The organism is Planococcus maitriensis, from assembly GCF_003289925.1.
GTDB lineage: Bacteria > Bacillota > Bacilli > Bacillales_A > Planococcaceae > Planococcus > Planococcus maitriensis.
In genome coordinates, this window is sequence record NZ_QLZQ01000001.1 from 447,002 (window position 1) to 460,852 (window position 13,851).

Here is a 13,851-nt window from a genome sequence, read left to right on the forward strand (position 1 = left end):
AGTCAACCAAGAAAAGCAAAAACAGCCGTTTAGGTTCGACAGGCATAAGACGGGATGGCGAAGTGGCGCTATTTGCCACACAGCCGGGTTGGCTTATGACCCGAGAACCTGGCTGGAATTTGCTAGACATCAAGAAAAGCAAAAACAGCCGTCAGGGCTGAAAAAATTTTAGGCATTATGAAAACGTTTCCAAAAACCGAGGAGGAATTCAAAATGGCAAAAACGGTCATCATTGATGGTGCACGCACAGCATTCGGGAAATTCGGCGGTGCACTCAGTTCATTCACCGCAAGCGACCTTGGGGCAGCGGCTATCAAGGAAGCACTGCAACGGGCGCAAATAAGTCCTGAAGATGTACAGGAAGTCATCATGGGCAATGTCCTTCAGGCGGGCCAAGGGCAAATCCCTTCCCGCCAAGCAGCTTATAAAGCAGGCATCCCATACAATGTGAAATCCGAAACAATCAATAAAGTGTGTGCATCCGGTTTGCGCTCAGTCACTTTGGCGGACCAGATCATCCGCTTGGGAGACGAGGAATTGATCGTCGCAGGCGGCATGGAATCGATGTCGAACGCACCGTATTATTTGCCGAAAGCACGCTTCGGCCTGCGCATGGGCGATTCACAAGTCATTGACGGCATGGTCCACGACGGCCTGTCGTGCTCATTCCATCCGGACAAAGTGCATATGGGCACCTACGGCAACTCGACAGCGGAAGAATTCGAATTGACACGTGAACGGCAAGACGAATGGTCAGCACGCTCGCATGAACGCGCATTGAAATCACGCGCTCATTTCGCAGAGGAAATTACGCCGATCGAAGTGCCGCAGCGTAAAGGCGACCCGGTCATCGTCGACCAGGATGAAGCGCCGCGTGAAGGGACAACTACAGAAGTGCTGGCGAAACTCCGTCCGGCATTCGGAAAAGACGGAACGATCACAGCCGGGAACGCACCGGGCATCAATGACGGGGCTGCAGCACTTGTGTTGATGAGCGAAGAACGCGCCCAAAAAGACGGGAAATCCGTATTGGCCCATGTAATCGCACACACAGAAGTTGCGGTCGAGCCGCATCGTTTCCCGGAAACACCAGGAATCGTCATCAACGATTTACTGAAGAAAACAGGCAAAGCATTGGAAGAAATCGATTTGTTTGAAATCAACGAGGCATTCGCTGCCGTGGCGCTCGCAAGTTCGAAAATTGCCGGGCTAGATGAAGAGAAAGTCAACGTCAACGGCGGGTCCGTCGCACTTGGCCACCCAATCGGGGCAAGCGGGGCGCGCATTATCTTGACGCTCGCTTACGAATTGAAACGCCGCGGAGGCGGCATCGGGATTGCCGCAATCTGTTCAGGCGGCGGGCAAGGCGATGCAGTGATGATCGAAGTACCGAAGGAGGAAAACTAAACATGTCTATCCAAAACGTCATGGTCATCGGAGCCGGCCAAATGGGCTCCGGTATTGCGCAAGTCTGCGCACAAGCTGGATTTAACGTAAAACTGAACGATATGAAACAAGAAGCCTATGATCGCGGCATCGCGAACATCACGAAAAACCTATCACGTAATGTCGAAAAAGGGCGGATGACAGAAGATGAGAAATCGCAAGTGCTCGAACGCATCCAGTCTTCGTTGGACCTGAAAGATGCACACGATGTCGACATCGTCATCGAAGCGGCTGTCGAGAACATGGAAATCAAATCGACGATCTTCAAGACTTTGGATGAAGTGGCGCCAAAGCACGCCATTCTCGCATCGAACACTTCTTCGCTTCCAATCACGGAAATCGCAGCGGCGACAACCCGTCCGGAACAAGTCATCGGCATGCATTTCATGAACCCGGTACCGGTCATGAAATTGGTCGAAATCATCCGCGGCCTGGCGACAACCGACGAAGTGTACCAGGCAGTCGAAGACATGACGGTGAAATTGTCGAAAACGCCAGTCGAAGTGAACGACTTCCCTGGATTCGTCTCGAACCGCATCTTAATGCCGATGATCAACGAAGCGATCTTCACGCTCCAAGAGGGTGTCGCAACGAAAGAAGCGATCGACGAAGTGATGAAGCTCGGCATGAACCATCCGATGGGGCCGCTCCAATTGGCTGATTTCATCGGCCTGGATACTTGCCTTTACATCATGGAAGTCCTGCATGACGGTTTCGGCGACAGCAAATACCGTCCAAGCCCGCTCCTGCGCCAATACGTGAAAGCCGGCTGGCTCGGCAAAAAGACCGGACGCGGTTTCTACGAATACAACTAAGACCTAGGAGGAGCCTTAATGGACCTGCATTTTACAGATGAACAATTAATGATGCGCAATATGGTGCGCGATTTTTCAAAAGAAGAAATCATGCCTTTTATCGAACGCATGGAAGAAGGCGAATTCCCGACAGAAATCATCAAGAAGATGGGCGGCCTCGGTTTGATGGGCATCACCGCTCCTGAAAAATACGGCGGCTCGGAAATGGATTTCACATCCTATATCACAGCCATCCACGAACTGTCGAAAGCAAGCGGCGTCATCGGCGTCATCCTGTCGGTCCACACATCGGTCGGCACAAACCCGATCATGAATTTCGGGACCGAAGAGCAAATCGCCAAATACGTGCCGAAGCTAGCGAGCGGCGAGTACTTGGGCGCATTCTGCCTGACAGAGCCATCTGCCGGGTCCGACGCGGCGGGATTGAAGACAAAAGCCGTGAAAAACGGTGACCATTATGTAGTCAATGGCTCGAAAGTATTCATCACGAACGGCGGCGAAGCCGATACATACATCGTTTTCGCCTCCACAAATCCCGAAGCCGGAGCCCGCGGCGTTTCAGCGTTCATCGTTGAAAAGGATTTCCCCGGGCTGGTCATCGGGAAAGACGAGAAGAAAATGGGGCTTCACGGTTCCCGTACAGTGCAATTGACCTTCGATAATATGAAAGTGCCGGCAGAGAACCTGCTCGGCGAAGAAGGCAAAGGTTTCTCGATCGCCATGGCGAACTTGAATGCAGGCCGCATCGGCATCGCCGCGCAAGCGCTTGGCATCGCAGAAGCAGCTTACGAATATGCGGTCGCTTATGCCAAAGAACGCGAGCAATTCGGCAAGCCGATCGCCCAGCAGCAAGGCATCGGATTCAAGCTTGCCGATATGGCGACTCAAGTCGAAGCGGCTAAATTGCTCGTCTATAACGCAGCCGATATGTACGCTAAAGGCATCGAGTGCAATAAGGAATCGTCAATGGCGAAGTTGTTCGCTTCAAAAGCGGCGATGGATATCACGACAGAAGCCATCCAAGTTTACGGCGGCTACGGCTACACGAAAGAATATCCGGTCGAGCGTTTGTTCCGCGACGCAAAAGTGACCGAAATCTATGAAGGCACAAGTGAGATCCAACGCATCGTCATCAGCAAACAACTACTAAAATAATTGGGGGAAATTAAACAATGAACTTTCAACTATCTGAAGAACATAAAATGATCCGTAAAATGGTTCGCGACTTCGCGAAAAACGAAGTGGCGCCGACAGCAGAACAGCGTGACGAAGAAGAAAGCTTCGACATGAAAATCTTCCACCAAATGGCAGAGCTCGGCCTGACTGGTATTCCATGGCCGGAAGAATACGGCGGAATCGGTTCCGATTACTTGGCATACTGCATCGCGGTTGAAGAATTGTCCCGCGTGGACGGTTCAGTGGGCGTTATCCTATCTGCCCACACATCGCTTGCGGGATGGCCGGTTTATACATTCGGGACGGAAGAGCAAAAGCAGAAATACTTGCGCCCGATGGCTGAAGGATCGAAAGTCGGCGCATACGGCTTGACTGAACCGGCTTCAGGTTCAGATGCAGGAAGCATGAAGACGACTGCCAAAGAAGACGGTGACCATTACGTCTTGAACGGATCGAAAATCTTCATCACGAACGGCGGCATCGCGGACATCTATGTCGTCTTCGCGGTAACGGATCCGGAATCGAAGCATAAAGGCACAACCGCATTTATTGTCGAGAAAGATTTCGAAGGCTTCTCTGTCGGCAAGAAAGAGAAAAAACTCGGAATCCGTTCAAGCCCGACGACGGAAATCATCTTCGACAACTGCCGCGTGCCAAAAGAAAACGTGCTTGGCGAACTTGGCCAAGGCTTCAAGATCGCAATGCAGACGCTTGACGGCGGCCGCAACGGAATCGCAGCCCAGGCTGTCGGAATCGCTCAAGGCGCAATGGACGCAGCGGTCGATTACGCGAAAGAGCGCGAGCAATTCGGCAAGCCGATTGCAGCGAACCAAGGCATTTCCTTCAAGCTTGCCGACATGGCAACATCGATCGAGGCGTCACGCCTATTGACGTACCAAGCAGCTTGGCTCGAGTCGAACAAACTGTCCTACAGCAAAGAGTCGGCCATGGCGAAATTGATGGCCGGTGATACGGCGATGAAAGTGACGACAGAAGCGGTCCAGGTCTTCGGCGGCTACGGCTACACGAAAGACTACCCGGTTGAGCGTTTCATGCGCGATGCGAAAATCACGCAAATCTATGAAGGCACACAGGAAATCCAGCGTTTGGTCATTTCCCGTATGGTCACGAAATAAACGGAGGGTCGGCCTATGGCGAAAAAGCGTGAAATTCAGTCCTCCGTGAAAGACGAAAGCCTGATTGAAAAGCGCCGTGAACAGATGATCCGCGGCGCTGTCACGCTTTTTAAGGAAAAGGGCTTTCACCGGACGACGACGAGGGAAATTGCAAAAGCAGCCGGTTTCAGCATCGGCACATTATATGAATACATCCGCACCAAAGAAGACGTGCTCTATCTTGTGTGCGACTCGATCTATGACGAAGTCAACGCACGGCTCGACCGGCTGGATTTGGAGGAAGGGTCGCTCGAGACGCTGGTCAAAGCACTCGAGCAATACTATACATTGATCGACGATATGCAAGATGAATTTGTCGTCATGTACCAGGAATCCAAATCCTTGCCGAAAGACGCGCTGCGTTACGTGCTGAACAAGGAAATCGAAATGACGGCCTTGTTCGAGCGGCTTCTGTCGAAATGCGCTGCGTCAGGGGAATTGTCGCTGTCGCAAAAGGAAATCGTCCTGGCGTCCCATCATTTGTTCGTGCAAGGGCAGATGTGGGCGTTCAGGCGCTGGGCGCTGGATGATTTCACTATTGGGGAATTTATCGAAATGCAAACGAAGTTTCTGCTGCAGGGGATGGCAGGGGAGAAAATCACCATACAGGGGGCTTGACCATAATGGCTACTATACAAGAAAACACCACTTATCAGCCGAAGCACCATATCCGGTTCGTCACGGCATCGAGTCTTTTCGATGGCCACGATGCATCGATCAATATCATGCGCCGGATCTTGCAGGCAAATGGCGTCGAAGTAATCCACCTCGGGCATAACCGTTCCGTGGAGGAAGTCGTCAATGCGGCAATCCAGGAAGATGTCCAAGGGATTGCGATTTCTTCTTACCAAGGCGGACACGTGGAATATTTCAAATACATGCATGACTTGCTTCAAGAGCGTGGAGCGGGCCATATCCACATTTACGGAGGCGGCGGCGGGGTCATCTTGCCGCGCGAAATCCGCGAATTGGAAGATTACGGGATCGCTGGCATCTTCTCTCCGGAAGACGGCCGCAAAAAGGGCTTACAAGGCATGATCGCGGAAATCGTCGAGGAATGCGATTTTTCCACAGCGAAAGAAGATGTTTCGCTGGACGGTTTGACAGCTGAAAACCCGGTGGCACTTGCCAACATCATCACGACGGCAGAAGAAGCACATACACGAAACTTCGATACGGGCGACTTGATGAAAGCGGTCCGCGAAAAATCGAAAAACACGCCGGTTCTCGGGATCACCGGGACAGGCGGAGCCGGAAAAAGCTCCTTGACGGATGAATTGATCCGCCGCTTCCTCACTGAACTTCCGGACAAGAAAATCGCCATTTTGTCCATCGACCCGACAAAACAGAAAACAGGCGGTGCGCTTCTTGGCGACCGCATCCGCATGAACGCCATCTTTAACAAACGCGTATTCATGAGAAGCCTTGCAACGCGCGGCTCGCGCACGGAATTGTCCGCTGCGATCGGCGATGTGCTGGATGTCGTGAAAGCGGCAGGGTTCGACTTGATCGTCGTGGAGACGAGCGGAATCGGGCAGGGCGATGCCGAAATCGCCGGCATCTCCGACGTGTCGATGTATGTCATGACGAGTGAATTCGGCGCGCCGACCCAGCTCGAGAAAATCGACATGATCGATTACGCCGATTTGATCGTCATCAATAAATTCGAACGCAAAGGTTCGGAAGATGCATTGCGCCAAGTCCAAAAACAATACCAGCGTAGCCATCTGCTATGGGAAAACGATTTGGACGACATGCCGGTTTACGGCACGATCGCAAGCCAGTTCAACGATAAAGGCACCAATGCCCTGTTTGCTGCACTTGTAGCGACAGTCAACAAGAAATGCGGCATGGACTGGGAAACGAGCTATGAAGCTTTCGCCAAGACGCAGAAAGAAAACCTCATCATCCCGAATGACCGCCGTTATTATTTGCGTGAAATTACGGATTCCGTTCGCGGCTACCATGCGAGAAGCGCAGAGCAGGCCGCATTTGCACGCCGTTTGTTCCAGCTCGAAGGCGCGATTGAAGAAGTCCGGAAAAACGCGCCGGATGATGCACTTGTCCAGTCCCTGGAATCGCTCGCACAAGGCGTGCGCGATGAACTGACGGCTGAATCGAAACGCATCCTCGATAACTGGAATTCCCTTCAGGAAGATTATGCGGGCGATGAATTGGTCACCAAAGTCCGCGACAAGGAACTCCGCACATTGCTGCGTACAGAAAGCTTGTCCGGCATCAAAGTGCCGAGAGTGGCCTTGCCGAAATTCAAGGATTACGGCGAAATCCTCCGCTGGGTCTATGCAGAAAACGTACCGGGCTCGTTCCCTTATACGGCAGGCGTCTTCCCGTTCAAACGCGCGGGTGAAGATCCAAAGCGCCAGTTTGCGGGAGAAGGCACGCCGGAACGCACGAACAGAAGATTCCATTACCTATCCAAAGGTGACGAAGCGAAACGCTTATCGACGGCATTCGATTCCGTCACGCTGTACGGCGAAGACCCGGATTACCGCCCGGACATCTACGGAAAGGTCGGGGAATCAGGCGTTTCCATCTGTACACTGGAAGATATGAAGAAACTATATGACGGCTTTGACCTGTGTGCGCCGTCGACTTCCGTTTCGATGACAATCAACGGGCCGGCGCCGATCATCCTGGCGATGTTCATGAACACGGCCATCGACCAGCAAGTGAAAAAACGCGAAGAAGAGCTTGGCCGCACATTGACGGTCGAAGAATTCACCGAAGTGCGTGAAGGGACGCTGCAAGTGGTCCGCGGAACAGTCCAAGCGGATATCCTGAAAGAGGACCAAGGGCAGAACACATGCATCTTCTCGACGGAATTCGCACTGCGCATGATGGGCGATATCCAGCAATACTTCATCGACCACAAAGTGCGCAATTACTACTCTGTGTCGATTTCGGGCTACCATATTGCAGAAGCTGGCGCGAACCCGATTTCCCAATTGGCGTTCACCTTGTCGAACGGCTTCACCTATGTTGAGTATTATTTAAGCCGCGGCATGCACATCGACGATTTCGCGCCGAACCTATCGTTCTTCTTCTCGAACGGTCTGGATCCTGAATACACGGTCATCGGGCGCGTCGCTCGCCGTATTTGGGCAATTGTCATGCGCGATAAATACGGCGCAAACGAACGCAGCCAGAAACTGAAATACCACGTCCAGACATCGGGCCGAAGCCTCCATGCACAGGAAATCGATTTCAACGATATCCGTACGACTTTGCAAGCCTTGATGGCGCTTCAGGACAACTGCAACTCGCTCCACACGAACGCTTATGATGAAGCGATCACGACACCGACGGAAGAATCCGTCCGCCGCGCGATGGCCATCCAGATGATCATCACGAAAGAGCACGGGTTGTCGAAAAACGAAAACCCGCTGCAAGGTGCATTTGTTGTAGAAGAGTTGACGCAATTGGTCGAAGAAGCCGTCCTGACGGAATTCGACCGCATCAACGACCGCGGTGGTGTTCTTGGCGCGATGGAAACGCAATACCAGCGCGGCAAGATCCAGGAAGAATCCATGCACTATGAAATGAAGAAGCATACGGGCGAATTGCCGATCATCGGGGTCAACACGTATTTGAACCCGAACCCGCAATCGGACGACGACATCAACGCGATGGAAATCGCCCGTGCAACGAAAGAAGAAAAAGAAACGCAAATCAACAACCTGCGCGCATTCCAGGAACGCAACCCTTCAGATGAAGCGTTAGAGCGCTTGAAGAAAGTCGCGAAAGACGGCGGCAACATCTTCGAAGAACTGATGGAAACCGTCAAAGTCGCAAGCCTTGGCCAGATCACTTCAGCCCTCTACGAAGTAGGCGGCCAGTACCGCAGAAACATGTAAGATCCCATCCCTTTGCTTGGAAACAGGCGAGGGGATTTTTTTGTGACGCTTGAGCATAAGCTCTCATTAGTGCTTAGCTAGAATGGGGTGTGGAGAAGTGAGCGAGGCAAGTGAATGAGATGGGTGGTTCGTTGATCGTTTCATCGCGAATGAGCCGAGAAGAACGTTCGTCTCATTACTCCGGCTCGCCCGTTTACGCGGTTCGGCTTTTAGATTTCATTGGATGTTACTTGCGAGGACGCGTCTTTTTTTTGTATTCGTCCGCTGGTGAAGACGCTTAGTTAGAGTTGATAGCGAAAAAGATAGTACACTAGCTATTCTTTATGCAATTACAAAGCTGTCCAAAACTGTTCATGCTAATTTCAATGACAGATGAATTTCATTTCTACTCTACATATAGAGATGTAGCGGAAAGGGGCCGACGCCGGAGGGACCGCGCGGGCTGGCGAGACAAACGTGCACAGCACGTTGGCTCAACACCCGCCCCTCGGCAAGCGTGCCCCTTGTAGCGAAATCTCCTCTCCCATTCCACTGCTCGACACATTTCATTCATCATAACAGCAACAAATGGAATCATCCGGCACTTCGGTCGATTTGGCGGTGCAAGTCCGTTATAATGGAAGAAGTTGAAACTCTAGAGAAAAGAGATGGATGACGCCATGCCCAAAGCTGCCCATTACACCATCATCATTGCAGCGGTCGTGCTGCTTATTGTTCTGTACAATAGAGCGCTCGGCTCGATACCGTTTTTAATCCTGTCCGCCTACTTTTTCTATTTCGGGTGGGAGCAGCTTATGCGCAGAAAAAAGAAATCCCGGTAGCGGACAGCAAGGACTTTGTATATAATGGATTAAGTTACGATACAAGAAGGGACGTGCACGAATGAACATCCGTGAATTAACGAAAGAAGAATTGCTAGAAGAGTCGTTCGTCGACTTAACATATGCCATTTTGGAAGAAACCAAAGAAACGAAAACTTTTTCAGAGCTGGTCGCTGAATTGCAGCAATTGATCGGCCTCTCCGAAGAAGAGATGAAGTCTCATCTTGCACAGTATTATACTGACATGAATATTGATGGCCGCTTCCTGATCCTCGGGGAAAACCGTTGGGGCCTTCGCGAATGGTATCCGGTGGAACAGATCGAAGAAGAATCGGCACCGACGGTCAAAGCCCGCAAGAAAAAGAAATCGAAATCGTTGGACGACGACTTTGACGATATGGATCTGGAGTTGGAAGATGAATTGGACTTCGAAGACTTTGGCGAAGACGATGGCGATGTTTCTTCAGATGACGACGACGATGACGATGATGACGAAGTGGCTGTCAAAGCACCGGTCGCCGATCTTGATTTCGATTCGACAGATGACGATGACGATGTCGACGAAGTGGAAGATGTCGGCGTGCTCGTAGAAGACTTGGACGGCAACATCATTGACGAAGAAGATGACGAAGAGGAAGAAGAAGAGGATGGGCTGAAGTAGCTTGAACTTTTTTCACCTTGACGGAAACGGCTGTACGAGATAAGATTTTACTGGGCTCCTTAAAACAGGAGAGATGATTCGTATAGCTAACGCGCTCCCCCTGCACGCTTTGCAGGAGGAGCGCTTTTTTATTTTTTAATGCCGCCGGCTGGCGGTAAAGACCCGTGCCATCCGCCTTTTTGGATGGCCGAAGCTTTTTCTGGCTGAACACGATTCGGGACTGCAAGTTGTAGAGCGATCACATTTCATTTCAATACTCGAGGAGGAAACAGAGCATGACAAAGTATATATTCGTAACGGGTGGAGTGGTTTCATCATTAGGGAAAGGAATCACGGCAGCTTCTCTTGGGCGCTTGCTGAAAAACCGCGGCCTCAGTGTCACGATCCAGAAATTCGACCCATACATCAATATTGACCCAGGCACGATGAGCCCTTACCAGCACGGGGAAGTATTCGTGACCGACGACGGCGCGGAAACGGATTTGGACCTTGGGCACTACGAGCGATTCATCGACATCAACTTGAACAAATATTCGAACGTGACGACAGGGAAAGTCTACTCGACAGTCATCCAGAAAGAGCGCCGCGGCGACTATTTGGGCGGAACGGTCCAAGTCATCCCGCACATCACGAATGAAATCAAGGACCGCCTGTTGCGCGCAGCGAAAACGGCTCAAGCCGATGTGGTCATCACGGAAATCGGCGGAACGGTCGGCGATATCGAGTCGCTGCCATTCCTGGAAGCCATCCGCCAAATGCGTTCGGACCTTGGCCGCGAGGAAGTCATGTATATCCACTGTACATTGATTCCTTACCTCGGCGCTGCAAAAGAAATGAAAACGAAACCGACACAGCACAGCGTAAAAGAATTGCGCAGCCTTGGCATCCAGCCAAACTTGATCGTAGTGCGCACGGAATATCCAGTACCCCAGGACATGAAAGATAAAATCGCGCTGTTTTGCGATATCAAATCCGAAGAAGTCATCGAATCCCGCGATGTTGACGTCATCTATGAAATGCCGCTTCGTTTGCAGGAACAGCACATGGACCAAATCGTCCTGGATCATTTCGGCATCGAAGCGCCGGAAGCGGACTTGACCGAATGGAACGAACTCGTCGAGAAAGTGAAATCCTTGAAGAAATCCGTGAAGATCGGCCTTGTCGGCAAATACGTGGAACTCCAGGATGCTTACATCTCCGTCGTGGAATCGTTGAAGCATGCCGGTTTCGCATTCGACTCGGACATTGAAGTCGACTGGATCAACGCAGAGCACGTCAACGCAGAAAACGTAGCGGAAACGCTCAAGGATTGCGACGGCATCCTTGTGCCGGGCGGCTTCGGCGATCGCGGCGTGGAAGGGAAAGTCCTTGCGACGCAATACGCACGCGAAAACAACGTGCCGTTCTTCGGCATCTGCCTCGGCATGCAGCTCGCTTCTGTAGAATTCGCACGCAATATCATGAACTTGGACGGCGCGCATTCGTCTGAACTGGACCCGAAAACTTTGTACCCGGTCATCGACTTGCTGCCGGAACAAAAAGACATCGAAGATTTGGGTGGCACATTGCGCCTTGGCTTGTATCCGGCGAAGCTCGATAAGACCTCGAAAGCGTACGAAGCATACGGGGAAGAGCTCGTTTACGAAAGACACCGCCATCGCTATGAGTTCAACAATGAATTCCGCGAGCAGTTCGAAAAGGCGGGATTCAAATTCACCGGCACGAGCCCGGATGGCCGCCTCGTTGAAATCATCGAAGTCGCTGGCCACCCATGGTTCGTCGCTTGCCAGTTCCACCCGGAATTCATCTCGCGCCCGAACCGCCCGCAGCCATTGTTCCGTGAGTTTGTTCGCGCATCATTGGACAACCAGCAATAAACATGTAAAAGCCGCTTCATTACCTGGAAGGCAGGCATCGGCCAGATGGAAAAAGCCTTCCCTATTCCAGGGAAGGCTTTCTTTGGAGCTCGTCAATCCGCGAGCATTTCATCAATTGTCAATTTAACCGCATGGTAGACATACAAAGCACCGAGCCCGTGGGGGATCATGATACGGCCGCCGTCTTCGCCCGGCAGCAAGCCCTTGTCGATCTTCATGGAGAGAAAGGCATCCGCCGCTTCACTGCCGTGGCTTTCAGCTGTCAGCATCGCAAAAGGAATGGAACGTCCAGCGAGTTCCTGCGCTAAGGAATCGCCTTCATCCCGGCGCGCCAGTATCCATACCCGGTCGGCAGTCGACAATTCGGCGGCTGGGTCATAGCGCACTGCCGATCCTAGCGTTTCCGGGCCGTTCAAAGCGGCCGCTGCGACAGCTTCGAGTTCACCGAAAGCAGCCAGATGGATGCGGCCTTCGCCGATGGCGGCTTGTGCGAGAAGCCGCGCCGTGTCTTCGATGGCTTGCTCTTCTTTGTTGATGCGCTGGAACAAGCCGGTCAATTGGGTCGTCAATATTTTCAAATGGATTCACCTCAAAACGAGTATAGCAGATGGGCTGCTCTTCGAAAAAGGTGGAAAGGAGTGGCTGATGTGAAAAGGATTCTAATAGTAGATGATCAACAAGGCATCCGCCTGTTATTGAAAGAAGTATTCGAGAGGGATGGATATGAAACCTTGGTGGCGGGCAGCGGGAAAGAAGCGCTGGAGCTCACTGAAAACACGTGCCCCGATATGGTGCTGATGGACATGAAGATGCCCGGGATGGACGGCATTGAATTGCTGAAGCGGCTGAAAAGCCGCAAGCATGATTGTAAGGTGATCATGATGACGGCTTACGGCGAAATGGGCGTGATCGAGGAATCGATGAATTGGGGCGTCATGCGCTATTTCACCAAACCCTTCGATGTTTTTGAATTGCGCGATGCCGTCCGTGAGCTGGTTGGCGATTAAACAGGCACTGAGTGGCGAAACGGCGCCATTTTTGATATAGTGAAAAAGATATTGGGCTTGTGCCTACCCTGAGGAGGAAGAATTGTAATGCCATTGGTTTCGATGAAAGACATGATGATTAAAGGTAAGCAGGAAGGTTATGCCATCGGGCAATTTAACCTGAACAACCTGGAATTTACGCAAGCGATCCTGCAGGCGGCAGAGGAAGAAAAATCCCCGGTCATCTGCGGCGTCTCAGAAGGTGCAGCACGCTATATGGGCGGATTTACGACTGTTGTACATATGGTGAAAGGCCTGATGCACGATTACAATATTACAGTTCCGGTCGCTATCCATTTGGATCACGGTTCCAGTTTTGAAAAATGCAAAGAAGCGATCGATGCAGGCTTCACATCGGTCATGATCGATGCGTCGCACCATCCCTTTGAAGAAAATGTTGAAATTACGCGTAAAGTGGTCGAATATGCACACGCTAGAGGCGTTTCCGTGGAAGCGGAACTGGGCATAGTGGGCGGGCAGGAAGATGATGTCATCGCAGAAGGCGTCATCTATGCAGACCCGAAAGAATGCCAGATGCTCGTTGAACAGACAGGCATCGATTGCCTGGCGCCAGCGCTCGGCTCGGTCCACGGGCCGTATAAAGGCGAACCGAACCTCGGGTTTGCCGAAATGGAAGAAATTTCACAGCTTTGTGATGTGCCGCTCGTCCTGCATGGCGGAACCGGCATCCCGGTCAAAGATATCCAGCGCGCCGTCTCGCTCGGTACGTCGAAGATCAATGTCAACACGGAAAGCCAAATTTCCGCTACAAAAGCGATCCGCGAAAAATTAGCGTCTGACGCAGAGGTCTATGATCCGCGCAAGTATTTGACGCCGGCGCGCGATGCGATCAAGGCAACCGTCATCGGCAAGATGCGCGATTTCGGAAGTTCGCAACAAGCAAATTCATAAAAACGGGAAAGAGAGGCGAATCCGTCTCTTTTTCCACATACAGGAGG

The 13,851-nt window shown here is 51.8% G+C and carries 12 protein-coding genes; 11 read left to right on the top strand and 1 reads right to left on the bottom strand.

From position 1 onward, the window contains the following. Positions 1-213: 213 nt before the first annotated feature. From DP119_RS02190 to DP119_RS02225, 9 genes are all read left to right on the top strand, one after another. Positions 214-1,407: an acetyl-CoA C-acetyltransferase gene (locus DP119_RS02190; RefSeq protein ID WP_112230433.1), complete on the top strand. Its 1,194-nt coding sequence runs from the start codon at positions 214-216 to the stop codon at positions 1,405-1,407. 2 nt (positions 1,408-1,409) lie between these two features. Further along, the gene (locus DP119_RS02195) at positions 1,410-2,261 is read left to right on the top strand and encodes a 3-hydroxybutyryl-CoA dehydrogenase (protein WP_112230435.1); all 852 of its coding nucleotides are present in this window, start codon (positions 1,410-1,412) and stop codon (positions 2,259-2,261) included. A gap of 18 nt (positions 2,262-2,279) precedes the next feature. After that, positions 2,280-3,416, top strand: a complete 1,137-nt coding sequence (locus tag DP119_RS02200) for an acyl-CoA dehydrogenase (RefSeq protein WP_068870091.1) — start codon at positions 2,280-2,282, stop codon at positions 3,414-3,416. 17 nt (positions 3,417-3,433) lie between these two features. Continuing rightward, positions 3,434-4,573 (top strand): acyl-CoA dehydrogenase, encoded by a 1,140-nt coding sequence (locus DP119_RS02205; protein ID WP_068870089.1) that lies wholly within the window; start codon positions 3,434-3,436, stop codon positions 4,571-4,573. 15 nt (positions 4,574-4,588) lie between these two features. Further along, on the top strand, positions 4,589-5,230 hold the full coding sequence (locus tag DP119_RS02210) for a TetR/AcrR family transcriptional regulator (RefSeq protein WP_068870087.1): 642 nt from the start codon (positions 4,589-4,591) through the stop codon (positions 5,228-5,230). 5 nt (positions 5,231-5,235) lie between these two features. Beyond that, positions 5,236-8,487 (top strand): fused isobutyryl-CoA mutase/GTPase IcmF, encoded by a 3,252-nt coding sequence (gene icmF / locus DP119_RS02215; protein WP_112230437.1) that lies wholly within the window; start codon positions 5,236-5,238, stop codon positions 8,485-8,487. A 647-nt stretch (positions 8,488-9,134) separates the two neighbouring features. Further along, entirely contained in the window at positions 9,135-9,308 is a 174-nt protein-coding gene (locus tag DP119_RS15785) for a hypothetical protein (protein ID WP_167399164.1), read from the top strand. A gap of 61 nt (positions 9,309-9,369) precedes the next feature. After that, complete coding sequence (gene rpoE / locus DP119_RS02220; RefSeq protein WP_112230439.1) at positions 9,370-9,969, top strand: DNA-directed RNA polymerase subunit delta; 600 nt, start codon at positions 9,370-9,372, stop codon at positions 9,967-9,969. A 275-nt stretch (positions 9,970-10,244) separates the two neighbouring features. Further along, positions 10,245-11,846 (top strand): CTP synthase, encoded by a 1,602-nt coding sequence (locus DP119_RS02225; protein WP_112230441.1) that lies wholly within the window; start codon positions 10,245-10,247, stop codon positions 11,844-11,846. A 92-nt stretch (positions 11,847-11,938) separates the two neighbouring features. Here DP119_RS02225 and DP119_RS02230 read toward each other — a convergent pair whose 3' ends face one another. Then, the gene (locus tag DP119_RS02230) at positions 11,939-12,424 is read right to left on the bottom strand and encodes a DUF2529 family protein (RefSeq protein WP_112230443.1); all 486 of its coding nucleotides are present in this window, start codon (positions 12,422-12,424) and stop codon (positions 11,939-11,941) included. 69 nt (positions 12,425-12,493) lie between these two features. On the opposite strand from DP119_RS02230, the gene DP119_RS02235 reads away from it, so the two are divergent. Both DP119_RS02235 and DP119_RS02240 read left to right on the top strand, forming a co-directional pair. After that, on the top strand, positions 12,494-12,853 hold the full coding sequence (locus DP119_RS02235; protein ID WP_112230445.1) for a response regulator: 360 nt from the start codon (positions 12,494-12,496) through the stop codon (positions 12,851-12,853). Between the two features lie 87 nt (positions 12,854-12,940). Next, entirely contained in the window at positions 12,941-13,804 is an 864-nt protein-coding gene (locus DP119_RS02240) for a class II fructose-bisphosphate aldolase (RefSeq protein WP_112230447.1), read from the top strand. Positions 13,805-13,851: the final 47 nt, after the last annotated feature.

What these genes read in the sequence shown, in the direction of transcription:
- DP119_RS02190 (WP_112230433.1), top strand. Translation starts at nt 214, where the DNA reads ATGGCAAAAACGGTCATCATTGATGGTGCACGCACAGCATTCGGGAAA.
- DP119_RS02195 (WP_112230435.1), top strand. Translation starts at nt 1,410, where the DNA reads ATGTCTATCCAAAACGTCATGGTCATCGGAGCCGGCCAAATGGGCTCC.
- DP119_RS02200 (WP_068870091.1), top strand. Translation starts at nt 2,280, where the DNA reads ATGGACCTGCATTTTACAGATGAACAATTAATGATGCGCAATATGGTG.
- DP119_RS02205 (WP_068870089.1), top strand. Translation starts at nt 3,434, where the DNA reads ATGAACTTTCAACTATCTGAAGAACATAAAATGATCCGTAAAATGGTT.
- DP119_RS02210 (WP_068870087.1), top strand. Translation starts at nt 4,589, where the DNA reads ATGGCGAAAAAGCGTGAAATTCAGTCCTCCGTGAAAGACGAAAGCCTG.
- icmF (WP_112230437.1), top strand. Translation starts at nt 5,236, where the DNA reads ATGGCTACTATACAAGAAAACACCACTTATCAGCCGAAGCACCATATC.
- DP119_RS15785 (WP_167399164.1), top strand. Translation starts at nt 9,135, where the DNA reads ATGGATGACGCCATGCCCAAAGCTGCCCATTACACCATCATCATTGCA.
- rpoE (WP_112230439.1), top strand. Translation starts at nt 9,370, where the DNA reads ATGAACATCCGTGAATTAACGAAAGAAGAATTGCTAGAAGAGTCGTTC.
- DP119_RS02225 (WP_112230441.1), top strand. Translation starts at nt 10,245, where the DNA reads ATGACAAAGTATATATTCGTAACGGGTGGAGTGGTTTCATCATTAGGG.
- DP119_RS02240 (WP_112230447.1), top strand. Translation starts at nt 12,941, where the DNA reads ATGCCATTGGTTTCGATGAAAGACATGATGATTAAAGGTAAGCAGGAA.